Source organism: Telmatobacter sp. DSM 110680 (genome assembly GCF_039994875.1).
GTDB lineage: Bacteria > Acidobacteriota > Terriglobia > Terriglobales > Acidobacteriaceae > Telmatobacter.
The window spans coordinates 1,472,207-1,494,284 of sequence record NZ_CP121196.1 but is presented as its reverse complement, the minus strand read 5'-3'; the positions used below and the strand labels follow the sequence as shown (position 1 = coordinate 1,494,284).

The following is a 22,078-nucleotide window of genomic DNA, read 5'->3' as shown; positions in this document are numbered from 1 at the left end:
CTGCGATGTGAATCAGGCCGACTCGCGATCCCGTGACCACCGTGGAAGAAATCGCGAGCGCCAACTCGACGCCTGCTCCGATGATTCTTTCTGGCAGACTTTTTTCTCTTCCGTAATCGTCGATCTCATCTGCGACAAGGCTTCCTTGACCTGTGCGCGCAGGCTTTCGGCTTCGAAGATGCAGGAGCGCAGGTAGGCAGAGACGCTGAGATGCGCAGCGGCCGCACGCTGGTGAAGTTGAGCTTCTTCTTCCTTCGTAAGTCGAATGGTGATGCTGGCAGACTTGCATCTTCTGGGGGCCGAGAGGGGGCGTGGTTGCGGTATCGCAATTGCTGCTGCGGATTGAGATTCGCTTTCGCGCAATGGAGAAGCAGGCGGAACACGACGGTGAGAGCGGAGAGCCTGCTCGTAGGTGATGGTGGCGACATCGTCAGAGAGTAAGCTGTCATCCCATAGCTGATTGGTCTTTTTGGCCGCCCCGGTGAACGATTCGAGGAGGCTGGCGAAGCTACTCGCGCTCTTCGTCGTCGGGGTTTGTACTGATTCGGACATCGCCTATGAGGATAGGCGGGGGCTAAAGCAGATTCAGTAGATTTCGTAATGTGCCGAGCGCTGGGATTCCCGGATTTGAAAAGATTTTTGCAAGTTTCAAAATGGGACATCGTCGATGTTACAGCGAAATACTCAGCGGCCGAAGCCTTCATCGCTTGTCGCGATTAAGCATGACTGAGGTCATGCCCTTATTCAGAACGGAATCGCGGTTTCGGCGACCGAATCCGAGCACCGAGGTAAACCGAGATTATTTCGCGCTGTCTCTATTTGTCTTGGTTTTTGCGGGAGTGCCCGTCTCTGTCCATAGGAATGCGAGTTGGTCGGCATCGTCCTGGATCTGCTGTTCGACGCTAACGCCTGCGGAGTGACCGCCCGCGAGGCTGTAGTGGAGTAGCACGGGACGGCCGCTGGTGGAGACGCTCTGGAGCAGTGCAGTCATCTTGCGAGCGTGGAGCGGATCCACGCGAGTGTCGCTGTCGCCGGTGAAGAACATTACTGCTGGATAATCGGCGCGTGGCTTCACGTTCTGATAGGGCGAATATTTGTATAGATATGGAAACTGCTTTTCGTTTTCGGCAGAACCATACTCGGTGGTCCAGTGGGGACCCTGTTCGAATTTTTGATAGCGCAGCATGTCGAGCAGGGGATAGCCGCACCACACGGCAGAAAATAATTCCGGATGCTGGGCGATGGACGCTCCCATAAGCAGGCCGCCATTGGAGCGGCCAGTGATGGCGAAGTGCTGCGGCGATGTGTACTTCTGATCAATGAGATAGCGGGCCGCCGCAAACCAGTCGTCGAAGACGTTCTGCTTTTTCTCGAACATACCTTGTTCGTGCCAGCTTTCGCCGTATTCGCCACCGCCCCGCATGTTGGGAACGGCGAAGTACCCGCCCTGCTGAATCCACCAGGCCCACGCAGGATTCCAAGTTGGCGTCTCGCTGAGGTTGAAGCCGCCGTAGCCGGTCATGAGCAGACGGGCTGATCCATCCTGCGGGAGGCCCTTCTTGCCGGCGATGAACATAGGAATTTGGGTGCCGTCGTTTGATTTGAAGAAGACCTGCTTGAGCTCATACTGCGCGGTGTCGAAGGGGGTTTTGGGTTCGGCGAAAAGTTCGCGCTTGCCGGTGGTTGTGTCGATGCGATAGATGGTGGGCGGCTGAATGTAGGACTCGAAGCTGAAGAAACCGTAGCGATCGGAAGGTCGGCCGGAGACGCCAGAGGCTGAGCCAATTCCTTCGTAGTCGATGGCGCCTGCAGACTTGCCATCGAGGGTATAGACACTGGTTTCAGACTTCACGTCGCGGAGGCGCTTGACGTAAATCTTGCTGCCGACGATGGAGAACGTCTCGATGACATCCTTGCCTTCGGGCACGATGGATTTCCACGCTTCGGGCATGATGCCCGGGTCGGCGCGGAGGATGCGGCCGTTGGGAGAGTTGTAGTCGGTGCGAATGTACCAGGCGCCCCTCGCATAGATGGTTGCGAACCGCGAGTCGAGGCCCCACACGAGAACTTCGAACGGTGAACCGGGCTTTGTCAGATCGCGGAAGCAGATGTCGACACGCTTGGCAGGAACGCCACGCTCGATGCTGATGACGAGGTAATGGGCGTCGTCGGTGATTTCAGCTCGAAAGAGGTCGATGGGGCCGAGAAGTTCACCATGAAATTCGCGACCGAAGATGAGCTTGTCGGCGGCAGTGCGCATGCCAATGATGTGTAAGTAGAGAAGAGTTCCTTTGCGATCGTTGCGCGCGTAGTAGATGCCTTTGCCGTCCGGTGTGAAGACGATGGAGTAGTAAATTCCGGCCGGGAGTTCATCTTCCAATGGCTTCTTTTTCGCGAGGCCGTAGATGCGGACGGTTGCCTCGTCGGCACCACCCTGGCGAACCTGGTAGGCGAGAAACATGCCATCGCGCGAGACATCGGCGAGACGGACAGAGGTGTTGGGATCGCGACTGAAGGCGGCGGGATCGACGAGGCGTTCGTCTTTAGGTGGTGAGATGGCTCCGTGCTGGGCGTTGGATGCGCCTGTCCAGCCGTGACGCATGTAGATGGAAGCCTGTTCTTCGCCGGCAAGACGCTTCATGAAGTAATAGTTGCCTGCGCGCTGGATGGGGATCGACCAGCGGGAGGTGTGTTCCAGCGGATCGAGATCGTCCTGCACCTGGTTGCGGAGGTGGTTCTGTTTGAGGTAGCGCGTGGTATAGGCGTTCTGTTCGTCGATGAAGGAACGGGTCTCTGTGCTCTTCGCATCTTCAAGCCAACGATAATTGTCGGTGATTTTGGTACCGAAATAGTTGTCGATGACCGGGTTCGGTTCGACTGCGGGTGGTGCAGGGAGGGAGGTGCCGTCGCGGCCATGGATGGACTGCGCGAGAGCGGTGTAGCCGAGGAGAAGGATGAATACGAGACCAGCGATGCGCCGCATCGAGAACCCCCTACGGAAAGGATACGCGGGGCAAATGGCTAAACGCGCGCTCAGTGATGATTGTGAGTCGCGGCCATGAGGTGACGCCGTTGGCACCGCATGTTTACTCCTCATTGCATTGCGCCGCACTGCAATCTTCACCCCGGTAGAATCGACTGCAGTGGAAGAATCCCAGCCAACTCAATCGCGTCCGGCCGACAAACCAACTAGGATGTCGCGGGTCATGCGCGTTCTGCGGCCCTCGCATGCTCATACGGCATTTACCGCCACGGTGGTGCTGATGGCGTCGACGTTTCTGTCGAGCGTGTTCGGGCTGGTGCGGAACATGTACATCGCCTGGGTGTTCGGACGCGGCATGGAGGCGGATGCGTTCCTGGCGGCATTTCAACTGCCGGACATGATCTCGTACTTCCTGGTAGGCGGGGCCGCTTCGATCACCTTTGTCACCATTCTCACGCGTTACAGGGATTCGGGCCGGGAAGAAGAGGGCACGCGGTCGCTATCCGTGATTTTGACAACAATGTTCCTGGTGCTGGGCGGAGCGCTGGTGCTGGCTGAGATTTTGGCGCCTTGGTATGTGCATTGGTGGTTCAGTGGATTCGATGAAAAGAAAGCCGCCTTGTGCGTCAGCCTTACGCGGATTCTACTTCCGGCGCAGCTGTTCTTTTTTGCGGGTGGAGTTTTTGGCGCGGTGCTGCTGGTGCGGAAACGATTCACCATTCAAGCGATTACACCTCTTATCTACAACCTGGGCACAATCGTCGGAGGCATCCTGCTGGTGAAACGACTGGGTATCTCCTCGCTTGCCCTCGGAACAGTGGCTGGTGCGCTACTGGGGCCGTTTCTGCTGAATGCGGTTTTTGCACGGCGAGCGGGGGTCCGCTACAGACCGATACTCGACTGGCATGACGAGGGATTGCACGAATGGGTGCGGCTTTCCCTGCCGTTGATCATCGGAGTATCGCTGGTGACGGCGGACAACTGGATCATCGCGCATTTTGCCTCCAATACAAGCGGGGCGATTTCGCTGATGACGTATGCGAAGCGGTTGTTCACTGCACCGATGTCGATGCTGGCGCAGGCTGCGGGGGCAGCTTCGATGCCCTTTTTCGCGAGTTTGTGGGCAAAGAAGCAGCGATTTGAATTTGCCAGCGCGGTGGCGGATTCGGTGTCTCGCGTAACTTGTATGGGATTGCTCGCAGCGTCAGGGATGATCGCGCTCGGAAAACCGGCGATTGATTTGCTGTTTGTGGGCGGGCGATTTTCCACGGCGGATGCGCGTGAATGCGCGGCGTACTTTGCGGTGTTTTCTATCTCGCTGTTTTTGTGGTCTGCGCAGTCCATTTACTCGCGCGCGTTTTATGCCGCGGGCAATACATTTGCGCCGATGGTGGCTGGAACCATCATTACGCTGATCTCACTGCCGATTTATGCAGGTTTTTTCCGCGGTTACGGAGCGATGGGACTGGCATTTGCTTCAGACCTGGGGATTGGACTGCAGACGCTGACTATCGGTTTTCTTCTGCATCAGCGGAAGATGGTCTCGCTCGCGAGCCTCGACTATCGCGAAATGGCGCGCTGCGTGGCTGCGGCGCTGACGGGCGGTGCCATTACCTGGATTGTGTTTTCGTGGATGGCCGGCGAACTGTTTCCGAGAATGAACATCACTGGTCACCAGCGCTTGATCGACTTGGCAGTCCTGCTTGCGGGTGGCTTGCTCTGGGGCGGGATCACGTTATGGGTGCTGACCAGGACGGGGTCTGCGTTGCCCAAGGTGATGATGAAGCGGTTGCGCCTGGCTTGATGCTTTCCAGATGGAGATCGGGCCCCCAGATCTCCGCCACGCTCCGGATTGAACGTGAGGAGACATAAGGCACCGGGACCCCTGCCTGGGCAGGGGTCCGCGCGGTCCCAAGGAGAGCTACGGAGACTTACGAGTGTGCCGCAACCTTAGCGGGTTCGGACTGGACGGCGGTTGGCTTCGAATCGGGCTTGCGGATGTCGATGCCGCCCTTGAAGAACGCGCCATCCTCAATGCTGATGCGGGCTGCCGCCACGTCGCCGGTCAGGGCGCCTTCGGCACGGATGTCGACGCGGTCAGTGGCGTTCACGTTGCCCTTGAGTTTGCCAAGGACGACGATCTCGCGGGCGCTGATGCTGGCCGTGACATTGCCGTTTTTGCCCACAGTGACGCGATTGCCGGGAATGCTGATGCTGCCCTCGACCTTGCCGTCGATGAAGAGCGATTCAGTGCCGGTAATCTCGCCCTTGATGGAGAGGCCTTTGCTGATGCTGGCTTGCTCGCCGACAGAAGATGTGGCCGCGCGCGGTGTATCAATGGTGGGCTGCTGCACCGGCACCGGACGAGCAGAAGGCTGCTCGGGGGTCGGTGTCGGAGAGGGGGATTGGCCTTGTTGGGTGGGTTTCCACATAGCGCTCAATGCAATTTCCTTTTCTGTCCTAACGGGACTGAGGGTGCCAAGGCATGGGCCACTAAGGGACCCGAGTAAAATTTCGCGGACGCGGCCCGTGCTCGCAGGGGCACTGCATCCTCACTGTCTTATGGTAGTCCTTGCCCGGACTTACCAAGCATGGTTGTTCCCGTTATTGTAAGACGATTGGGCGATTCTGCACGAATGCCAAGAGTACGGACGTCATATGGTAGCCAGCAGTGACAACACGCATGAGAGCAAACCCGATGAATCGCGGTGATTTACCTAAAAAACTCGAACCATAAGAGGAACCTGATGCTATCGATGGCCAGAAATTTTGCGCTGTTTTGTGCTGTGGGAATGTTGGGCTCAATTGCGCTTGGCGCTCAAGAGCAGGAAAAGCAGGGACCTTTCGACGTAGTAATCCTGCACGGTCAGATAATCGATGGGACGGGTTCACCCTGGTACTCAGGGGATGTGGGGATTCGCGACGGGCGGATTGCGGCGATCGGCGACTTGAGCGGCGCGGCGGCGAAACAGAAGATTGACGCGCAGGGAAAGGTGGTTGCGCCCGGATTCATCGACATGCTGGGGCAATCGGAGTTGACGATCCTTGTTGATCCGCGGCTGCCGTCGAAGATCTACCAGGGAATCACGACGGAGATCACGGGCGAGGGCGGCTCGGTGGCTCCGTTGAACGATGCGATGCTGACGGCGGATCACTCGGGCTACGCGCATCTGCACATCACGCCGGACTGGCACACTCTGCGTGAGTATTTTGCTCGGCTTGAGAAACAGGGCATGGGGATTAACCTCGCGACGTATGTGGGTGCGACTTCAGTGCGGAGGATGGTGCTGGGGGATGCGGATGTGCAGCCGACGCAAGAGCAACTGGAGCAGATGAAAAAGCTCGTCGACCAGGCGATGCGTGATGGGGCGATGGGCTTGTCAACGGCGCTGCAGTACACGCCTGCTCCTTATGCGAAGACAGAGGAGTTGATTGCGCTGGCGCGCGAGGCGTCGAAGTATGGCGGCATCTATGCGACGCACATGCGCAGTGAGGGCGATGCGGTGCTGGAGTCGATTGATGAAGCAACGCGGATTGGACGTGAGGCGCAGATTCCGGTAGAGATCTGGCATTTGAAAGCCGCCGGAAAAGCGAACTGGGGAAAGATGCCGCAGATAATCGATCGCATCAATGCGGCGCGGGCTGCAGGCGTGGATGTGAGTGCGAATACCTATGCGTATACAGCTTGGTTCAACACGTTCTCTGCATTTGTTCCGCCGTGGGCGCATGATGGCGGCGATGTGAAGCTGGTGGAGCGCTTAAAAGATCCGGCGATGCGGGCGCGAATTCGCAAAGATATGACCAGCAACGGCAAGGATTCAGCAGGTGAGGACTGGGATAACGAGTGGCAGGAGGTTCCCGGGCCGGAGGCCATTCTGATTGCGGTGGTGCAGAATCCGGAGTTGGTTCCGCTGCAGGGGAAGCGGCTTTCAGATGTGGCTGCGCTATGGCATGAGGATGCGATTGATGCTCTGTGCGATCTGTTGATCAAGGACAAGGGGTTCACCGAGGTTGCGGTGTTCGGCATGGATGAGCCGGATGTGAAGCTGGCGCTGAAACAGCCGTGGGTGTCGTTTGACAACGACTCGCAGGGGACAGCGCCCGAAGGGATTCTGGGCGGTGAGCATCCGCATCCGCGGGCTTATGGGACGTTTCCGCGGGTTCTGCGCAAGTATGTGCGCGAAGAGAAGGAACTGACGCTGGCGGATGCGATTCGCAAGTTTTCGGCGTTGCCGGCGCAGAGGATGCGGCTGACGGATCGCGGGGTGCTGAAGCAGGGGATGTGGGGCGATGTGGTGGTCTTCGATCCGGAGAAGATTACGGACAAGGCAACGTTCGAGGAGCCCAATCAGCTCTCGGTGGGAATGGAATATGTGCTGGTGAATGGGGTGCCGGTGATCGCGCAGGGCAAGATGACCGGGGCGCTGCCGGGGAAGGTGCTGCGGGGGTCGGGGTATCGGCCATAGCAGAGAGCCCCGAAAGCGGACACGCCGCGTCGGCCCATGTAGGGCCATCTATTGGTTTGTTACTGACGAGTTGGCGGTAATTCGCCCCGGATCACTCTTTTGCGGGGCTGTCTCAGTCAGAGAAGTGTCACACTTGAACCAATCGCCAAGCAGGGCGAACCACTACAATCACCGGCATGAAGATCACAAGAAGTAGGGCAACGAGCAAGCTTGCCCTGATTGTGTTCTCTGTTGCGGCCGAAATAGTAGCGGCGCAATCGTTATCGGAGCACCAAACCAATTCACCGACCGTGCGAGTCTTGGTCCTCGATGCGCTTGATGGTAAGCCTCAAGCCGGAGTCGATGTCTCCTATATGTGCGATGAAATTTCACACTCCCCGATTATGTACGCGGTGACCGATAAAACCGGTACCGCAGATGTGCCGTTCTCTTGTCGATCCGGGAATAAGATCGAGCTTGATGCCGTCCCAAACAACCACAAGGAGGGTTGCGGGAGTGGAGTGGAGGCAACGCTTCAAGAGATTGAGTCGATGGGCGTGATCGGTAAGCCGGATTCCGCTGGCGGCATTTGGTGCCCCACCAAGATCAGTCGAAAACTCACGCCTGTTCCCGGTCAAGTCACCCTTTTTGTGAAGAAGCCCACATGGTGGCAATCTCATGTGGCTGGTTAATTCAGTAGTTCAGCCCATCAGAACGAATGAAGGTCCCGAGTGGTGGGCAACTCGTCAGTAACACTTTGATGAAGAGTGAAACCTATGCGTCGAAGTTGGGCGCAGAATCATCTATAAATGAACGGAATACTAAATACCTTATGAGCCATCCTCTTTTCTCGCCTTTTCAATTGCAGTCTGTGGTGTTTCCTAATCGCATTGGCGTTTCGCCGATGTGTGAGTACTCTTCGGAGGACGGGTTCGCGAATGACTGGCACCTGGTTCATCTTGGCGCTCGCGCGCAGGGTGGTGCGGGGCTGGTGATGACGGAGGCCTCGGCGGTGATGCCGGAGGGCCTAATCTCGATTAACGACCTGGGCATCTGGAAGGATGAGCACATCGCAAAGCTTGCGCAGATCGTTCGGTTCATTCATGCGCAAGGCGCGCGGGCAGGGATGCAGCTTGCTCATGCGGGACGCAAGGGAAGCATGACGGCGCCGTTTGGCGGAGAGCGGCTGCTGACCTCGGAAGAAGGACGATGGGAGCCGGAGGGGCCGAGCGCGATTGCTTTCTCGCCGAGCTATGCGGTGCCCAAAGCGCTGGATGAGGCGGAGATTGCGGGCGTAGTGAGTGCGTTTGCGGATGCGGCAAAGCGCGCCGACAAAGCCGGGTTCGACGTCGTGGAGATTCACGCTGCGCACGGATACCTCCTGCACGAGTTTCTGTCGCCGCTGGCTAACCAGCGGGTCGATCAATACGGCGGCAGTTTCGACAACCGCATCCGGCTCCTGCTGGAGGTGACAGACGCGGTTCGAGCGGCGTGGCCCGATCACTTGCCACTGTTTGTCCGCATCTCGGCGACGGACTGGGCCGAGGGCGGTTGGACTGCCGATGAGTCGGTTTTGCTGGCGGCGAAACTGCGCGAGCATGGCGTCGACTTAGTGGATGTATCGTCGGGCGGACAGGTGCCGCACGTGAAGATTCCTCTGGGGCCGGGATACCAGGTCCCGTTTGCAGCACGGATTCGCAAAGAAACGGGAATGCCGACGGCTGCGGTGGGGATGATTACGGAAGCAAAGCAGGCGAACGACATCGTGGCCAATGGCGAAGCGGACATCGTTCTGCTGGCGCGGGAGATGCTGCGCGATCCTTACTGGCCTCTGCATGCAGCTGCAAAACTGGGCGAAACCGCGAGCTGGCCAGTGCAGTATTTGCGCGCGGCACCGCAGGGATCGATTGCGCGAGCAGCGGTGGAGCGGGCGAAGTAAGGCTGAATCATGCAGTTTTAGCCTGATTTTCAACAAGATTCGTGGCGAGAAAGCGACGGCGGCGTGGATTTTGCTTCACTTCAGGTGCAAGTGGTGGCCTATACTGCGTCTAACGGCAGTTCCTGAGTTGCCGTCACTTTTCTTTGACTGCGGAAGGTCGCCGCTCCCTGATGGTCGCGTCGACTTGAGTGGAATGGCTTCGTGACACATTGACTCAGGAATTGCGAGAGCAGTGATCCCGCAGTAATTGCGCGGGCCTTAAGTATTAGCTATGGCATCGCATCCATCCCCGAAGCGCGCCGTCGAGACCCCGACAATACCAGACCGTCTCTATTTCAAAATTGGAGACGTGGCGCGTATTTGCAAGATCGAGCCTTATGTGCTGCGGTTCTGGGAGTCGCAGTTTCCTCAGCTAAAGCCAAACAAGAGCGGCACGGGGCAACGGCTCTATCGCAAGCGCGATGTAGAGATCGCAGTCGAGATCAAGAGACTTGTGTATGGCGAAGGCTATACGCTCTCGGGTGCGCGCCAAGCGCTGGGGCAAGCGCGCCGGTCTGGATCCGAGCCGCAGGCTGCAACCGCAGTTCCTGCTGCGCAGGTACAGGCGCCTGCATCGGCTGTTACGAAGAAGCACGACAAGCTTGCGGAGGTTATCGGTCGAGCCCGTGCCGAGTTGCGCGAGATTGCCGGCATACTAGGTTCTCCGGCGACCGCGACCATACCCCCGGTGCAGCCGCTACGCCGTAGAGCCGCACGCCCCCCCGCATTGGAGAATGCTTCCGGCTCACTGTTTGACGCCTAGCTTTCCGATTTAAAGCAACTACCAAAATCCACCAAGAAGAAACGTACACGTGACCTCGCATTTCTGCACGTGCCATTATTAACAGCGGCAGAACGGAATGTGCTGCGCTTCCCTTTCGTTGAGACTAAAAAAAGATCGTGGCAATGCGGAAGATGCTTGCTTGCGATGCGGCGTTGTCGATTAAAATCCCTAGCACCCGGCCAGAGAAGTGTCTGATGACTTACCTTACTGCCTGTGTAGCGACTTCTCACCGGGCCTTACCGACCCAGGGCCCAGCAAAGCGACAACCCGCGATCGCAAGAGGAGATACGAATGGAAATCATTTCAGTTGGAACCGAATGGACACAGAAGGTGAAATGCGGAAGTTGCCAGAGCGCCCTTAAGGTGGGACCAGCCGATCTTGGCTGGTTCAAAAAAACCAACTGGGTCAAAGGATCCCTGGGGTTCCGCTGCGGGCATTGCAAGACAGTTATCTTGTTCGACTCAGATCTGACGGACGGAAAGAACAGGGAGTGGGTTCTTGCAGATTGCGATTACCCACCCATTCACGTAGGGCAATCTCTCAGGAACAAGAAGGTTGAGAGCATCTGAGCCTCTCTTCGCGCTCAAAAGACGCACAAAAGAGCGACCTCGCGGCCGCTCTTTTTTAGGGCAGGTTCCAAGAGTGGAGTACTTCGTGGGTCGTCCACTGGGACCTAGGCCGGTTGAAATCTTAGGTAAGACAAAATGGTCGGGACGGGCAGATTCGAACTGCCGACCCCTCGCACCCCAAGCGAGTGCTCTACCAGGCTGAGCCACGTCCCGACACAGTCGGGCCGGCTCGTATGAGCCGGCCCATGGGGTTCTGATTCAGTTTACACCAGCGCGAGGAGGCTTCGGACTTCTGCGGACTAACGCCGTCTTTACTACTCGAACCGGCAGGTAATTGCAAATCGATGAGAGCCGCACGCCACGCCGCCTTTTAGTGAGATGGTGGCACGAACTCCGACGGGAGCGCGGAGCCCTCGCCAAAGAAGAACTGCTCCATCTGTTCGACCAGGAAACTCTGCGCCTGGGGGGTCCAGGGCTGAAGGCGGTACTCGTTCAGCAACATCTTCTGCCGGTCGACCCATTCGGCCCATGCGGCTTTCGAGACGTTCTTATAAATCTTCTGACCAAACTCCGAATCGAAGGGCGGCTCATCGAGACCCTCCATCTCCTGCTTGTTGCGAACACAAAAAACCATATGCGCCATCGTTCCAGCTCCTGATTTCATTGTATTGGATGGTGCACGGCGCTTTTGAGGTCAACCGGCAGGCGCTTGGTGGAACTGGCGGGCGGCCAGCTATTCTGAGGGCATGTGCGGCCGGTTTGCGCGTCGATCTACGCAGGAAGTTCTTGCCGACTGGTTCGGCGTGGACATCGAGGACATGCCTTGGTTCGCGCCGACATATAACGCTGCTCCGCAGAGCACCCAACCGGCGGTGCGCTTGAACGCAGATACAGGCAAGCCAGAGTTTGCGCTGATGCGCTGGGGGCTGGTTCCGTTCTGGGCGAAGGACGCCAAAATCGGATACACGACCATCAATGCGCGCGCCGAAGAGGTAGCCGCAAAACCCGTTTACCGGGAAGCACTGAAATCGCGGCGCTGCCTGATTCCGGCGGATGCGTTTTACGAGTGGCAGCATGCTGGAGGGAAGACTAAGCAGCCATTTGCTTTTGGGATGCAGAGTGGGGAGCCATACTCTTTTGCGGGTCTATGGGAGCGTTGGAAACCGAAGGAAGGCGAGCCGCTGGAGAGTTTCACGATTTTGACAACCGATCCCAACGAGTTGGCCGAGAAAGTGCATGATCGCATGCCGGTGATCCTGGCGCCGCACGACTATGCGCGATGGATGGATCCCGGCGACCCGACACGACCCCCGGTTGACTTACTACGACCATATCCGGCCGAAAAGATGCGGATTTGGGCCGTGGACCAGCGGGTAGGCAACGTGCGCAATGACGATCCGGATTTGTTGACCGAGCAGCCGGTGCAGCAGCAACTGTTCTAAGTGATCCCCACAGTACCGGGGAGCGGCCAATGCCGTGATTCCGCTTGACTTTCCCTGTGCTCAGGCGCTTTCTTTAAGTAAATCCTGTTGCATGACCAAGCCTATGTTGTGGGTTACGGATTGGGTTTGCCCCGAGCCGAGCCGCAATGTGGAAGTCTGAAAAATCCTGGAGGCGATTCCGGAATCAATCGTGGAATCGATCATTCGGGGCAGGAGAGGATTGTTATGACCGTAGCGACTCGAACCGGAATTTCAGACAACGCGGCTGGCGCGATTTCTTACTTCACGTTTATCCCGGGCATCGTCTTTCTTCTTCTTCCGCCGTATAAGGAAAGCAGCTACGTTCGCTTTCACGCGTGGCAGTCGGTGTTGTTGTGTATCACGGCATTTGTGGTCGACATCATTCTTGGAGCCATCGCGCTTCTAACCCTGTTTCTGGGGACAGCCGCTCTCGCCTATACGCTGAGGATCATTTTGCTGCTCTGGCTCATTCTCTGGCTGGTTTGCGTTATCCAGGCTATGAATGGCAGGCGGTTCAGGATCCCGCTCCTCGGGTCCATTGCCGAAAAGCTCGCGATGAAGGGCTAGGCCTCGGGGATCGCAGTCTAGCGGCGCTTTGATTTCCTGACATGGCGGTTCTTCTTTTTCGATCCCGAATTTGAGCTGTCCTTGCGCCGATTTTTCTTAGAACTGGGCGAGGCCTTCGGTTGCTTTTTGCCGGTGAGCGTGATGCCTTCTTCCACAATTGAAAATTGCAGCCGGCGTTCCTGTGCAAGGATGCGATCGAGGATTACCTGCACGCGGTCGCCTGCGCGGAAGGTTCGGCCCCAGCGGTCGCCAACGATTTCGTGGGTGTTCTCGCGGAATGTGTAACGGTCGTCGCGCAGGGTGTCGATGGGCACCAGGCCTTCGACAAACAGGTCGGTCAGCTCGACGAACAGACCGTACTTGGTGGGATTGAGGACCAGCGCTGCAAATTCCTCACCGACGCGATCCTGCATGAAACGAACTTTCTTCCATTCCACCAGTTCTCGTTCGGCCTCAGCAGCGCGGCGCTCTGTTTGGCTGGTCTCTTCTGCGATCTGTGCCAGTTCGACCTCGGGAATGGGTGGTTCCCCGCTGAAGCCTTCCCCCGGCTTCAGTTTTTTGGCGTGATGGATGACGATGCCCTTGAGCGCCTCGTGGGGATGGGTCCATGGCGAACTGTGACGGCCTTCCGCGACTTCCGCTTTGCCGACAACTCCATCGCGCAACAACGACTTTGTAATGCGGTGCACGATGAGGTCGGGATAGCGGCGGATGGGCGAAGTGAAATGCGTGTAGGTGGGTGCAGCCAGGGCGAAGTGGCCTTCGTTGATCTCGGAGTAGCGCGCCTGGCTGAGAGAACGGAGCATCAGGTAGCTGAGAATGCGCTCCTCAGGTTTGCCTTCGATGCGCTTAGTGAGTTTCTGATACATCTTTGGTGTGACAGCAATGTCTTCCGGCACTTCATGCGTGCGGACACTGCGGCCGGTGCGCTGCGCATCGCGACGATCACCGCGGGTTTGAATGCGTTTGACGGGCAGCGCACCCAGGCCAAGGGTATAGCCGAAGCTGGAGGCGAGTTCTTCGAATTGCACGACACGACGCGGCTCAGGCTTTTCGTGGATACGATAGAGCGAAGGCACGCCCAGATCTTCAATCCAGGTAGCGACGCACTCGTTAGCTGCGAGCATGAATTCTTCGATGAGACGGTTGGCCCAGGTGCGCTCTGACTTGGTGACTCCGCGCATCTGGCCCTGCTCGTCGAATTCGATGACAGGCTCGGGAAGATCGAAGTCAATGGAGCCGCGCTCTTCGCGGCGTCTATTCATCAATCCGGCGAGGTGGCGCATGCGCTCGAAGTCTGCGACCAGGGGGGCATAGCGGACGCGGGTTTCCGCGTCGCCTTCAAGGATCGCGTGCACGGCGGTGTAGGTCATGCGCTCGGCGGAACGGATGACGCCTTCGACGATTTCGAAACTCTCTATGCGACCGGCTGAACTGAGTTGCATGATGCAGCTCAGAACGAGACGGTCTTCATGGGGGCGAAGGCTGCAGATATCGGTTGATAGTTCCTGCGGAAGCATGGGGATGGCGCGATCAGGGAAATAGACGCTGTTGCCGCGCAGGCGCGCTTCAAGGTCAAGGTCTGTGCCCGAGCCTACGTACTCGGCGACGTCGGCGATGTGGACCTGAAGTTCGTATCCGCCATCGGGGCGCTCGGTGACGAGGATTGCATCGTCAAAATCTTTCGCAGTTTCGCCGTCGATGGTGACGATGGGGAGTTCGCGGAAATCGCGGCGGCGATTGACTTCGACATCATCGAGAAATGCGACGGCACGGGCCTCGGCCAATACTTTGTCCGGAAAAACGCGAGGAAGCTGATGCTTGCGGATCATCATCTCAACGTCGACGCCGAAGTCGTCGGGATCACCGAGGATTTCAATGATGCGACCAATGGGCGGACGTGTAGGCGTGGGCCAGCTCGTGATTTCGACGTCGACTACGAGGCCTTCAAGGTCGTCTGGGTGGGGAGATGCTGCGGCTGCTTCGCTGCCGAGAACGCGATGCGGCGTGGCCGGTTGCTCAGTCTCCGGCATCTCCTGGCCGTAGGGGATGACGATGTGCTGCGTCATGCGCTCGTCGAAGGGGATGACTTTATTTCCCATTTCGCGTTCGGAGCGAGCGTAGTGAAATACGCCGACGACGGTGGGGTTGCGGCGCTCGAGAATGCGGGCGATGCGGCCGAGACGGCGGCCATCATTACGGGGTGGAGCGAGTTCAACGAGTACCTGATCGCCTTGCATGGCGCCGTTGATCTCGTCGGGTGGGATGAACACGTCGTCTTCTTTCGCGACTCCCTGGCGGGCATTCGGGCGCACGAATCCGTAGCCGTCTCGATGCAGGTCGAGGCGTCCGGCGATGAGGTTATCGCGGGTACCGCCGGTGGTCTTTCTGGGAATGCTCCAATGCTCGCGGTCTGTCTTGACGAGATCGCCGCGTGCCGTCATGCGGGCTAGCTGTTCGAGGAGAAGACGGCGCTCGCGGCCTCCGCCGAGGCCGAGTTCGCGGACAAGCTGCTTGTATCCGGCTTTGCCGCCAGCGGAACGTGCGATCTGCGCCAGCAGTTCCCGATCGGTCATGTCTTTAGAGTAGGACAACGGAGCGGCGTATGGCGCGCTGGTTCAATTCCCTGGCAAGCGTTTGCAGGACCATTGACAAAGGTTAAGCGCCAAAAAGTAGGCCGCACGCATAATACCGCGCGGCCTGCATCCCCCCATGGAGAAACTTGATCACTGCTTTTTGAGGACCGCTGTTCCCTTCTCATCCATCAGGATGGCGCTTTCGAGTTTGCGGAAGTCTCCGGCGCGGGCGGCAGGGAGTTCCACCTGGCGAACGACAAATTCGCGCTCATAGTGAAGCTGGTCCCCTTTAGTAGTGATGGTGGAGTGGTAGCTGGCGAAATCAAGATCGAGATTAACCGGGTCCGGCGTCTCATCGACAACGTAGCCCGATGGCAGCGTGATGTCGAAGCTGTCATGCCAGTGACCTGTCGCGCTGAGGTCGATGGGAACAGTGCGCGGCTTGTCATTAAACGCCATGGCGTGCGAGCCCACAACGCGCGGCCGCACGAGCAGCAAGGTTCCGGCCTGATGCGCATATTGCGAGGCTGTCAACTTGTAGTGCACCTCGAGCGGTTTGTCGAGTTCAGACGGCTGAACGAATTGAAAGGAGTTGAGGACTACGCCGGGCACATCGTGGGAGATGGCCGTCTCCAGTGACTCGCGACGTTCCTTTTCGTCGGAATCCTTAAGATCGTGACGCAGTTCAGCTCCTTCAGGACCAAAGTGAGTTGTGTCCACCTGGCCGCTAAGCGTTCCGTCGGAAGCCAGCGTGAATGCGCCCTTGCGGACATTGCCGTTGGCATCGGGTGGCAGCACAGGAAGGGCAATGATCTGGCTAGCCGGACCCGCAGCGAGTGTGCCATAGCTTCCCTGCAGGTACGACGGCAGATTTCCCACGGGCGTGTGTTGGTTGGTCGGATCGAAGATCAGATAGCGTTTGCCGTCGTGCGCTTTCACAATCGCGAGCAGCCGTGAGTCGTTCACGTCGGCTGGAAGCTCGATCGCGGTGATCATGTGATTGCCGTAAAGTGATGGGTCTTCAGGATCGACGATGCCACGGCGCGCATCCACCGGGACGTAATACGCATTGATGCCGGCTACGCGCAACATGGCGATCAGCAGGGTGGTCTTGTCTTTACAGTCACCGTAGCGATTGCGGAAGATGTCGGCGGCGTGATTAGCCTGCAGGCCGCCGATGCCGCGCTCGACGATGAAGTAACGGATGTTTTTCTGGATGGAATCGGTAATGCGGCTAAGCTTGGTGTAGAAATCCGGGGCACCCGCAATCAGTGTCTGCGTAAAGGACGTGATCTCGGGCGAAGGCACCGGGCGGTCCGCTTCGAGCGTCGTGACCCACTGTCCGATTGCCTTCCACTCGTTGTCAGTTCCCTCCACCGCAGCGTCGCCCCATTGCACGCTCATCCGAGCCGCAAGCGCTTCCCACTCCGGACGCGAAGGGATGTCGCGCAGATCGAGCGCGGGCATGTCTTTCAATTCCCAGCGCCAATGATTCGGGGAAACCTCCACCGCGGCAACCGATTTGAAGCTGTGCCAGGATTGCGCGTGCGGGCGCCCGGCAGGGAGATCGACTTCAAGCGCCTGGAAGACGACCGGAGTGTTTTGCTGAATATCCCAGATGGTTTCATGCAAGTAGGGCTGCAGAATTTCTTCCGATTCACAGACTACCGTTGCGCCAATATCGATGGCCGGCGGAACCGCGACGCGAAGCTTATGCGTGGAGAGCATAATCGGAACGCTGGTGTCCCCCACTTCGGCAAAATCGGTGTCCTGCGCCATGTATTGCTTTTCGTCGGCTGCAATGGTCCATGCTCGGAAGTAGTTGATCTTTTCATCGACGTCGTAACCAACGTCGCAATAATTTTTCCGTCCCTGTGGTTTAAGAACGCGCAGCACCTTGCGATGGCGTTCTGTTGCACGGCCGTTACCATCGACAGATTCCACGTACTCTTCATAGAGGACTACGGATGACGCGTCCTTTGCATAGTCGGGAGTGTGGGTCTTGTTGGCTTGAAGAGCCCAATCGGGCACGGGCTGATTCTTGTTGAAAAGGCCGGCCCAGCCCGGGGTCGAGATGGCCGCCAAAACAACTGCGATCGTGAGGGGCTGAAGACTAGGAAAGGCCCGAAGCCGAATTTCCATGATCAATTTCCTTTAGCAGCGGTCTGCGAACGAGTCAGCACCAGCTGCTGTTGATCGGCGGTGGCAACCTTTTGATAGAAATCGTGAAGATCGCCGTATTGATTCGACGGCAGCATGGTGAAGTTGAATGCTGCAGTACGGCCGATGGTGACGTCATTATCTTTGGCAGCGGCAACGACCTTAAGTACGGCGTGTTCAGGCCAGGTGATTGCTCCGGGCGGTGGCGGAATCTCTACGGAAAAATCCGACGGCAGATGGTAGGTAACCTCATCCGTTTCCATACGCGGGTAGTGCACGTCGATGGGTGTGGTTCTCTTATCCTGCGCAACGAAGGGATGTTTTGCGTGCGCCTGGAAGAACTGTTCGGGGAGGAAGAAGTGTTTTCCAGTCGCGGTTCCGAGAGCACCGGAGACGGTTACGAAAGCCATGAGGTTGGAGTTGTACTGATCGAGACCGAGAAAATGATCGAAGTCAGCCTGAACACCGTCCGGTAAGTCGGCATGAATGCTCTCGGTGAACTGCTTCTTGACTTCGGCTTCGTCATTCCTCAGTGCAAGCTGGCGCCAGTGCAAAGCTTCCTGTCCGGTAAGAATGAAACGCGCAACTCCTTTCACATTTCCGGATGGGTCGATTTGGAGGTTTGCGACCCGGCTTATGCTTGACGTGGTATAAGCCACCGCCGGGGTTGTACCGCCGGATGGCCCATTATCTGTCAGCCTGAGACCGGATGCGTAGGAATGTTTCCAATGCAGCACGCCGAAGGGGCACATCTTTTCGCCCGGATCGACCAACACGTCCTTCCCGTTGATCGAAAGGACGGCAATGTAATCATCCAACTGAGAAAGCGACAGATAATTCTGGTCGAAGAGCGCACGGTTGCGGTCGACCACCTGCATCGGATAGACGTGAAGTCCGGCAGCGCGGGCGAGGGCTACATAAAGCAGGGCAATGTCGTCGGAAGAACCGCTCTTCTGGTTCCAGACATCCTCAGCGTCTTTGATTTGTTTTAGTTTTTCGGCCTTGCGTTCGGCGCTGGATTTTTCGCGCGTGAAGTCGGTGTTATCGAGTTTCATCACCTCTTCGTAGAGTTTGCGAGCTTTTTGCTCATCGGTGTCAGTGGGGGCGACGATTTTGGAGACCGCGTCCTTCAGGGCCTTGCTCGGGGTGGCAAAGTGATCGGTTTCCTTAGCCCAGCGCTTCCCTTCCTTCTGCCAGAACTCCGATCCGCTGGTATAGCCGGTGTAGTAAAACTCGACACGCCAGTGGATGCTATTGAGCGGCGGCATCCAGTCGTCCGTGGGAATTGGGGGAACATCGCTGACGTCGTATGTGTAGCGACCGGTAGTGTCGCTCACGATCTTTGTATCTTTCGGGCCAATCACCCCATACATCAGCTTGTTGGCCGGATCGCCGCGAGAGTTGGTGATGTACTCAAGCTTTGAGGATGGCTGGAAGAAGTAATGCGCTTTGCGGACATAATACGGTTGCTGGACCTGCCATGTTGGCGACGAGACCATGTCGTCGTCATAGCGGATCTGGAGTCGGTATTCAAGAATGCTGCCGACCTCAACGCTGGGCAGGGTGAACACCATGGTATTGACCTGATAGTCCTTGGTCTTGACGTCGGTCAAATCGGATGGCTTGGTATTGAGCGCAATCACGGTGCCATCGCGATGGATGGTGCGACCCTGGATGTCTGTCACTTTAAAGCTACGGCGTTCGTAAGGGGTGCGAACGGTAGCTAGTTCCTTGCCCTTCTCCGTGAGCACTTTGAGGCGCACGTAGTAGCTGTGGTAGTGGAGATTGTCGTCTGACCTCTCTTCACGATAGAGATAGACGGCGTCAGCACCCGGCGCCTTGGAATCAGATGTCATCTCCAATTCCTCTTTTGTGGGCGCCTGAAACTGGGCGTGGATGAGTGCTGGAAAAGATGAGGCTGCACAGCAGAGCGCAAACAGGTGGGCGATTCTGGATCGCATAGATGAACGGGTCCCTTGGTGGAATGGTGGAAGTGTACCGCAGATACTACCGGACAATCTCTGATTCTTTTGACCCATAAGGGCTATTTCAAAGTCACGAAGGTGCTGAAATGGCTTTATTTCTACTGTAGGCATCGTGCTTCGGGCTGGTCGTGAGTGGGGAGACGTGCAGGGGGTTACACTTGATGCGTTTGGAACTCCGCAATAAAAAGGAAACGTATTCGATGGCCGTTCGTGGATGGGCAGCAGCATTTCTCGTGGTTTGTGCGGCTTTGGCGCCGGTTGCAATCGTGGCTCAGTGGAATCCGCCAAACCCTGTGGTCAGCTTTGAGAAACAGGCTAACGGCCTTGAAATTCACCAGAAAGGCGGCGTACTCAAGTTCGAAGTGGACGCACCCGACGTGCTCCACGTGACCTATGCGCCGCTCGATGCAAAACAAACTACGTCCTCATCGGATCATGTGGTGATCAAGACCGATTGGCCAGCTGCGAATTTCGACGTTTCTGAGAATGACAAGGCGATCACGTTGACAACCGGCAAACTGAAAGTTGCGATTGAGCGTGAAAGCGGATCTATCCACTACCAGGGCGCCGACGGCAAACAACTGACGACCGACACGTACCGGATGCTTCATCCGGCGGAGGTCAACGGTGAGCAAACCTATCACGCAGAGGTCGCCTTCGGGATTTACGGATCGCATGAGGGGTTTTACGGTCTCGGCCAGCACCAGGCCGGCGTTTGGAACTATCGCGGCGAGACTGTCGACCTGTCGCAGGAAAACACGGAGATCGCGGTACCGCTGCTGGTTTCAACGAATGGATATGGCATCTTCTGGAACAATCCATCGCGCAGCGTGGTGAATAACCGATTTGTCCACTGGCTTTACATGAGCGGCGAAGTAGCGGATCGCGTTGACTACTACTTCTTCTACGGGCCGGACGCGGACCAGATTATCGGACACTATCGCGAACTGACAGGCGAGGTACCGCTGTTTGGGCGCTGGGCCTACGGCTTCTGGCAGTGCAAGAACAAGTATCAGTCGCAGGCGGAGATCGAAGGCGTGGCGGCGAAGTATCGGGCGCTGCATATTCCCGTGGACAACATCGTGCAGGACTGGTTCTGGTGGGTCACGATGGGCGAGATGAAATGGAATTCCAAATACCCCGATCCGCAGGGGATGATCAACAAACTACATGATGAGCACTTTCATCTGATGGTCTCGGTGTGGCCTTATTTCAGGCCGGGCAGCACTACCTATGATGAGTTCGACAAGAATGGCTGGTTTGTTGCGAAGACTCTGTCAGGCGGTTTTCATCCGCTGGGGCAGGCGCTGTATGACGCAACAAATAATGATGCGCGGAAGAAATATTGGGAGAACATCAACACCGCGCTGTATCAGAAAGGCGTAGACGCTTGGTGGCTGGACACGGATGAGCCGGAGACCGAAGGCAAGCAAGAGAACATTCTTCTTGATCACAAACTGGCGATTGGGTCAGGAGCCCGTTATGCCAATATATTTCCGCTGTTCCACACGGGCGGCGTGTCGGAAGGCCAGCAGGCTGCGTCGGACAAGAAGCGGGTGTTCATTCTGTCGCGTTCGGGCTATGCAGGAGTCCAGCGTTACGGCGTGACTGCGTGGTCAGGCGATGTGCTCAGCGATTGGGTGACGTTCGCGCGGCAGATTCCGGCGGGGTTGAATTATTCGATCTCCGGCAATCCTTACTGGACGACAGACATTGGCGGGTTTATCTCCGGCGGTAATTTGAATGACCCGAAATTCCGCGAACTGTTTGTGCGCTGGTTCCAGTTTGGGACGTTTTCGCCGATCTTCCGAGTGCATGGGACGCGCTATCCGGATGAGAACGAGCTGTGGTCGTACGGGCCCGATGCGCAGAAGATCTTGGTGGACTACGACAATCTGCGTTATCGCCTGCTGCCCTATATCTACTCTGAGGCGTGGCAGGTGACCAGCAACCATGGCACGCTGATGCGGCCACTGGTGATGGATTGGCGCAATGATGTCGAGGCGCAGAACACGGGCGATGAATATCTCTTTGGACCGGCAATCCTGGTGAGTCCTGTGACCACGCAGGGCGCAACGAGCCGCACGACGTACCTGCCTAAGGCGACGTGGTACGACTTCTGGACAGGCGCAAAGGTTGAGGGTGGAAAGCGCATCGAAGCTGACGCGCCGCTGGCAAAACTGCCGCTGTACGTCCGCGCGGGCTCCATCGTCCCGATGGGCCCGACGATGGAATGGTCAACGGAGAAACCCGCGGACCCGATTGAGATTCGGGTCTATCCGGGGGCAGACGGGGATTTCACCTTCTACGAAGATGAGAACGATAAGTACGACTACGCCAACGGACAACATGCAACCATCAAGTTGCATTGGGATGATACGGCAAAGACACTGGCGTTTGCCGCACGCGAAGGAAGCTATCCGGGCATGGCGGAGAAGCATACGTTCAATGTCGTGGTCGTGAGCGACGGACGTGGCGTGGGAATCGCTGACAGCACGGCGCAGGCACGCGGGGTGATCTACAAGGGCGATCGCCTGGTGCTAAGGCCCTGAGTAACGTCGTAGTTC

Annotated in this window: 15 protein-coding genes and 1 tRNA gene; 8 read left to right on the top strand and 8 right to left on the bottom strand. The window is 57.4% G+C overall.

The features are described from left to right. Positions 1-12: 12 nt before the first annotated feature. Together P8935_RS06040 and P8935_RS06035 are read right to left on the bottom strand one after the other, a co-directional pair. On the bottom strand, positions 13-552 hold the full coding sequence (locus P8935_RS06040; RefSeq protein ID WP_348264091.1) for a hypothetical protein: 540 nt from the start codon (positions 550-552) through the stop codon (positions 13-15). 247 nt (positions 553-799) lie between these two features. After that, entirely contained in the window at positions 800-2,983 is a 2,184-nt protein-coding gene (locus P8935_RS06035) for a prolyl oligopeptidase family serine peptidase (RefSeq protein WP_348264090.1), read from the bottom strand. A 223-nt stretch (positions 2,984-3,206) separates the two neighbouring features. On the opposite strand from P8935_RS06035, the gene murJ reads away from it, so the two are divergent. Then, entirely contained in the window at positions 3,207-4,787 is a 1,581-nt protein-coding gene (gene murJ, locus P8935_RS06030; RefSeq protein ID WP_348264089.1) for a murein biosynthesis integral membrane protein MurJ, read from the top strand. 127 nt (positions 4,788-4,914) lie between these two features. Here murJ and P8935_RS06025 read toward each other — a convergent pair whose 3' ends face one another. Beyond that, entirely contained in the window at positions 4,915-5,415 is a 501-nt protein-coding gene (locus P8935_RS06025; RefSeq protein ID WP_348264088.1) for a polymer-forming cytoskeletal protein, read from the bottom strand. Positions 5,416-5,739: 324 nt separating this feature from the next. Here P8935_RS06025 and P8935_RS06020 point away from each other — a divergent pair, with 324 nt between their 5' ends. The 4 genes from P8935_RS06020 (at position 5,740) to P8935_RS06005 (ending at position 10,169) form a co-directional block, all read left to right on the top strand. Beyond that, positions 5,740-7,449, top strand: a complete 1,710-nt coding sequence (locus P8935_RS06020; RefSeq protein WP_348264087.1) for a D-aminoacylase — start codon at positions 5,740-5,742, stop codon at positions 7,447-7,449. Positions 7,450-7,625: 176 nt separating this feature from the next. Continuing rightward, on the top strand, positions 7,626-8,120 hold the full coding sequence (locus tag P8935_RS06015; protein ID WP_348264086.1) for a hypothetical protein: 495 nt from the start codon (positions 7,626-7,628) through the stop codon (positions 8,118-8,120). A gap of 140 nt (positions 8,121-8,260) precedes the next feature. Beyond that, positions 8,261-9,367, top strand: coding sequence for an NADH:flavin oxidoreductase/NADH oxidase (locus P8935_RS06010; protein WP_348264085.1), 1,107 nt, complete (start codon positions 8,261-8,263; stop codon positions 9,365-9,367). Positions 9,368-9,638: 271 nt separating this feature from the next. Continuing rightward, on the top strand, positions 9,639-10,169 hold the full coding sequence (locus P8935_RS06005) for a MerR family transcriptional regulator (protein WP_348264084.1): 531 nt from the start codon (positions 9,639-9,641) through the stop codon (positions 10,167-10,169). Between the two features lie 727 nt (positions 10,170-10,896). On the opposite strand, the gene P8935_RS06000 is transcribed toward P8935_RS06005, so the two are convergent. Then, a tRNA-Pro gene (locus P8935_RS06000) sits at positions 10,897-10,973 on the bottom strand. 157 nt (positions 10,974-11,130) lie between these two features. Next, positions 11,131-11,403, bottom strand: a complete 273-nt coding sequence (locus tag P8935_RS05995) for an oxidative damage protection protein (RefSeq protein WP_348264083.1) — start codon at positions 11,401-11,403, stop codon at positions 11,131-11,133. A 103-nt stretch (positions 11,404-11,506) separates the two neighbouring features. Between P8935_RS05995 and P8935_RS05990 the strand changes: the two genes are divergently transcribed. Together P8935_RS05990 and P8935_RS05985 are read left to right on the top strand one after the other, a co-directional pair. Then, positions 11,507-12,202 carry an SOS response-associated peptidase gene (locus P8935_RS05990; protein ID WP_348264082.1) on the top strand — a complete coding sequence of 232 codons (696 nt, stop codon included), beginning with the start codon at positions 11,507-11,509 and terminating at the stop codon, positions 12,200-12,202. 225 nt (positions 12,203-12,427) lie between these two features. After that, positions 12,428-12,790, top strand: coding sequence for a DUF4870 domain-containing protein (locus tag P8935_RS05985; RefSeq protein ID WP_348264081.1), 363 nt, complete (start codon positions 12,428-12,430; stop codon positions 12,788-12,790). Positions 12,791-12,807: 17 nt separating this feature from the next. Here the strand turns inward: P8935_RS05985 and P8935_RS05980 are convergent, their stop codons facing one another. The 3 genes from P8935_RS05980 to P8935_RS05970 all read right to left on the bottom strand — a co-directional run bounded on the left by P8935_RS05980 (position 12,808) and on the right by P8935_RS05970 (position 19,382). Further along, positions 12,808-15,366 (bottom strand): VacB/RNase II family 3'-5' exoribonuclease, encoded by a 2,559-nt coding sequence (locus tag P8935_RS05980; protein WP_348264080.1) that lies wholly within the window; start codon positions 15,364-15,366, stop codon positions 12,808-12,810. Between the two features lie 150 nt (positions 15,367-15,516). Beyond that, complete coding sequence (locus P8935_RS05975) at positions 15,517-17,508, bottom strand: DUF3857 domain-containing transglutaminase family protein (RefSeq protein ID WP_348264079.1); 1,992 nt, start codon at positions 17,506-17,508, stop codon at positions 15,517-15,519. 2 nt (positions 17,509-17,510) lie between these two features. Then, complete coding sequence (locus tag P8935_RS05970; protein WP_348264078.1) at positions 17,511-19,382, bottom strand: DUF3857 domain-containing protein; 1,872 nt, start codon at positions 19,380-19,382, stop codon at positions 17,511-17,513. A 290-nt stretch (positions 19,383-19,672) separates the two neighbouring features. Here P8935_RS05970 and P8935_RS05965 point away from each other — a divergent pair, with 290 nt between their 5' ends. Further along, positions 19,673-22,063, top strand: coding sequence for a glycoside hydrolase family 31 protein (locus P8935_RS05965; protein WP_348264077.1), 2,391 nt, complete (start codon positions 19,673-19,675; stop codon positions 22,061-22,063). Positions 22,064-22,078: the final 15 nt, after the last annotated feature.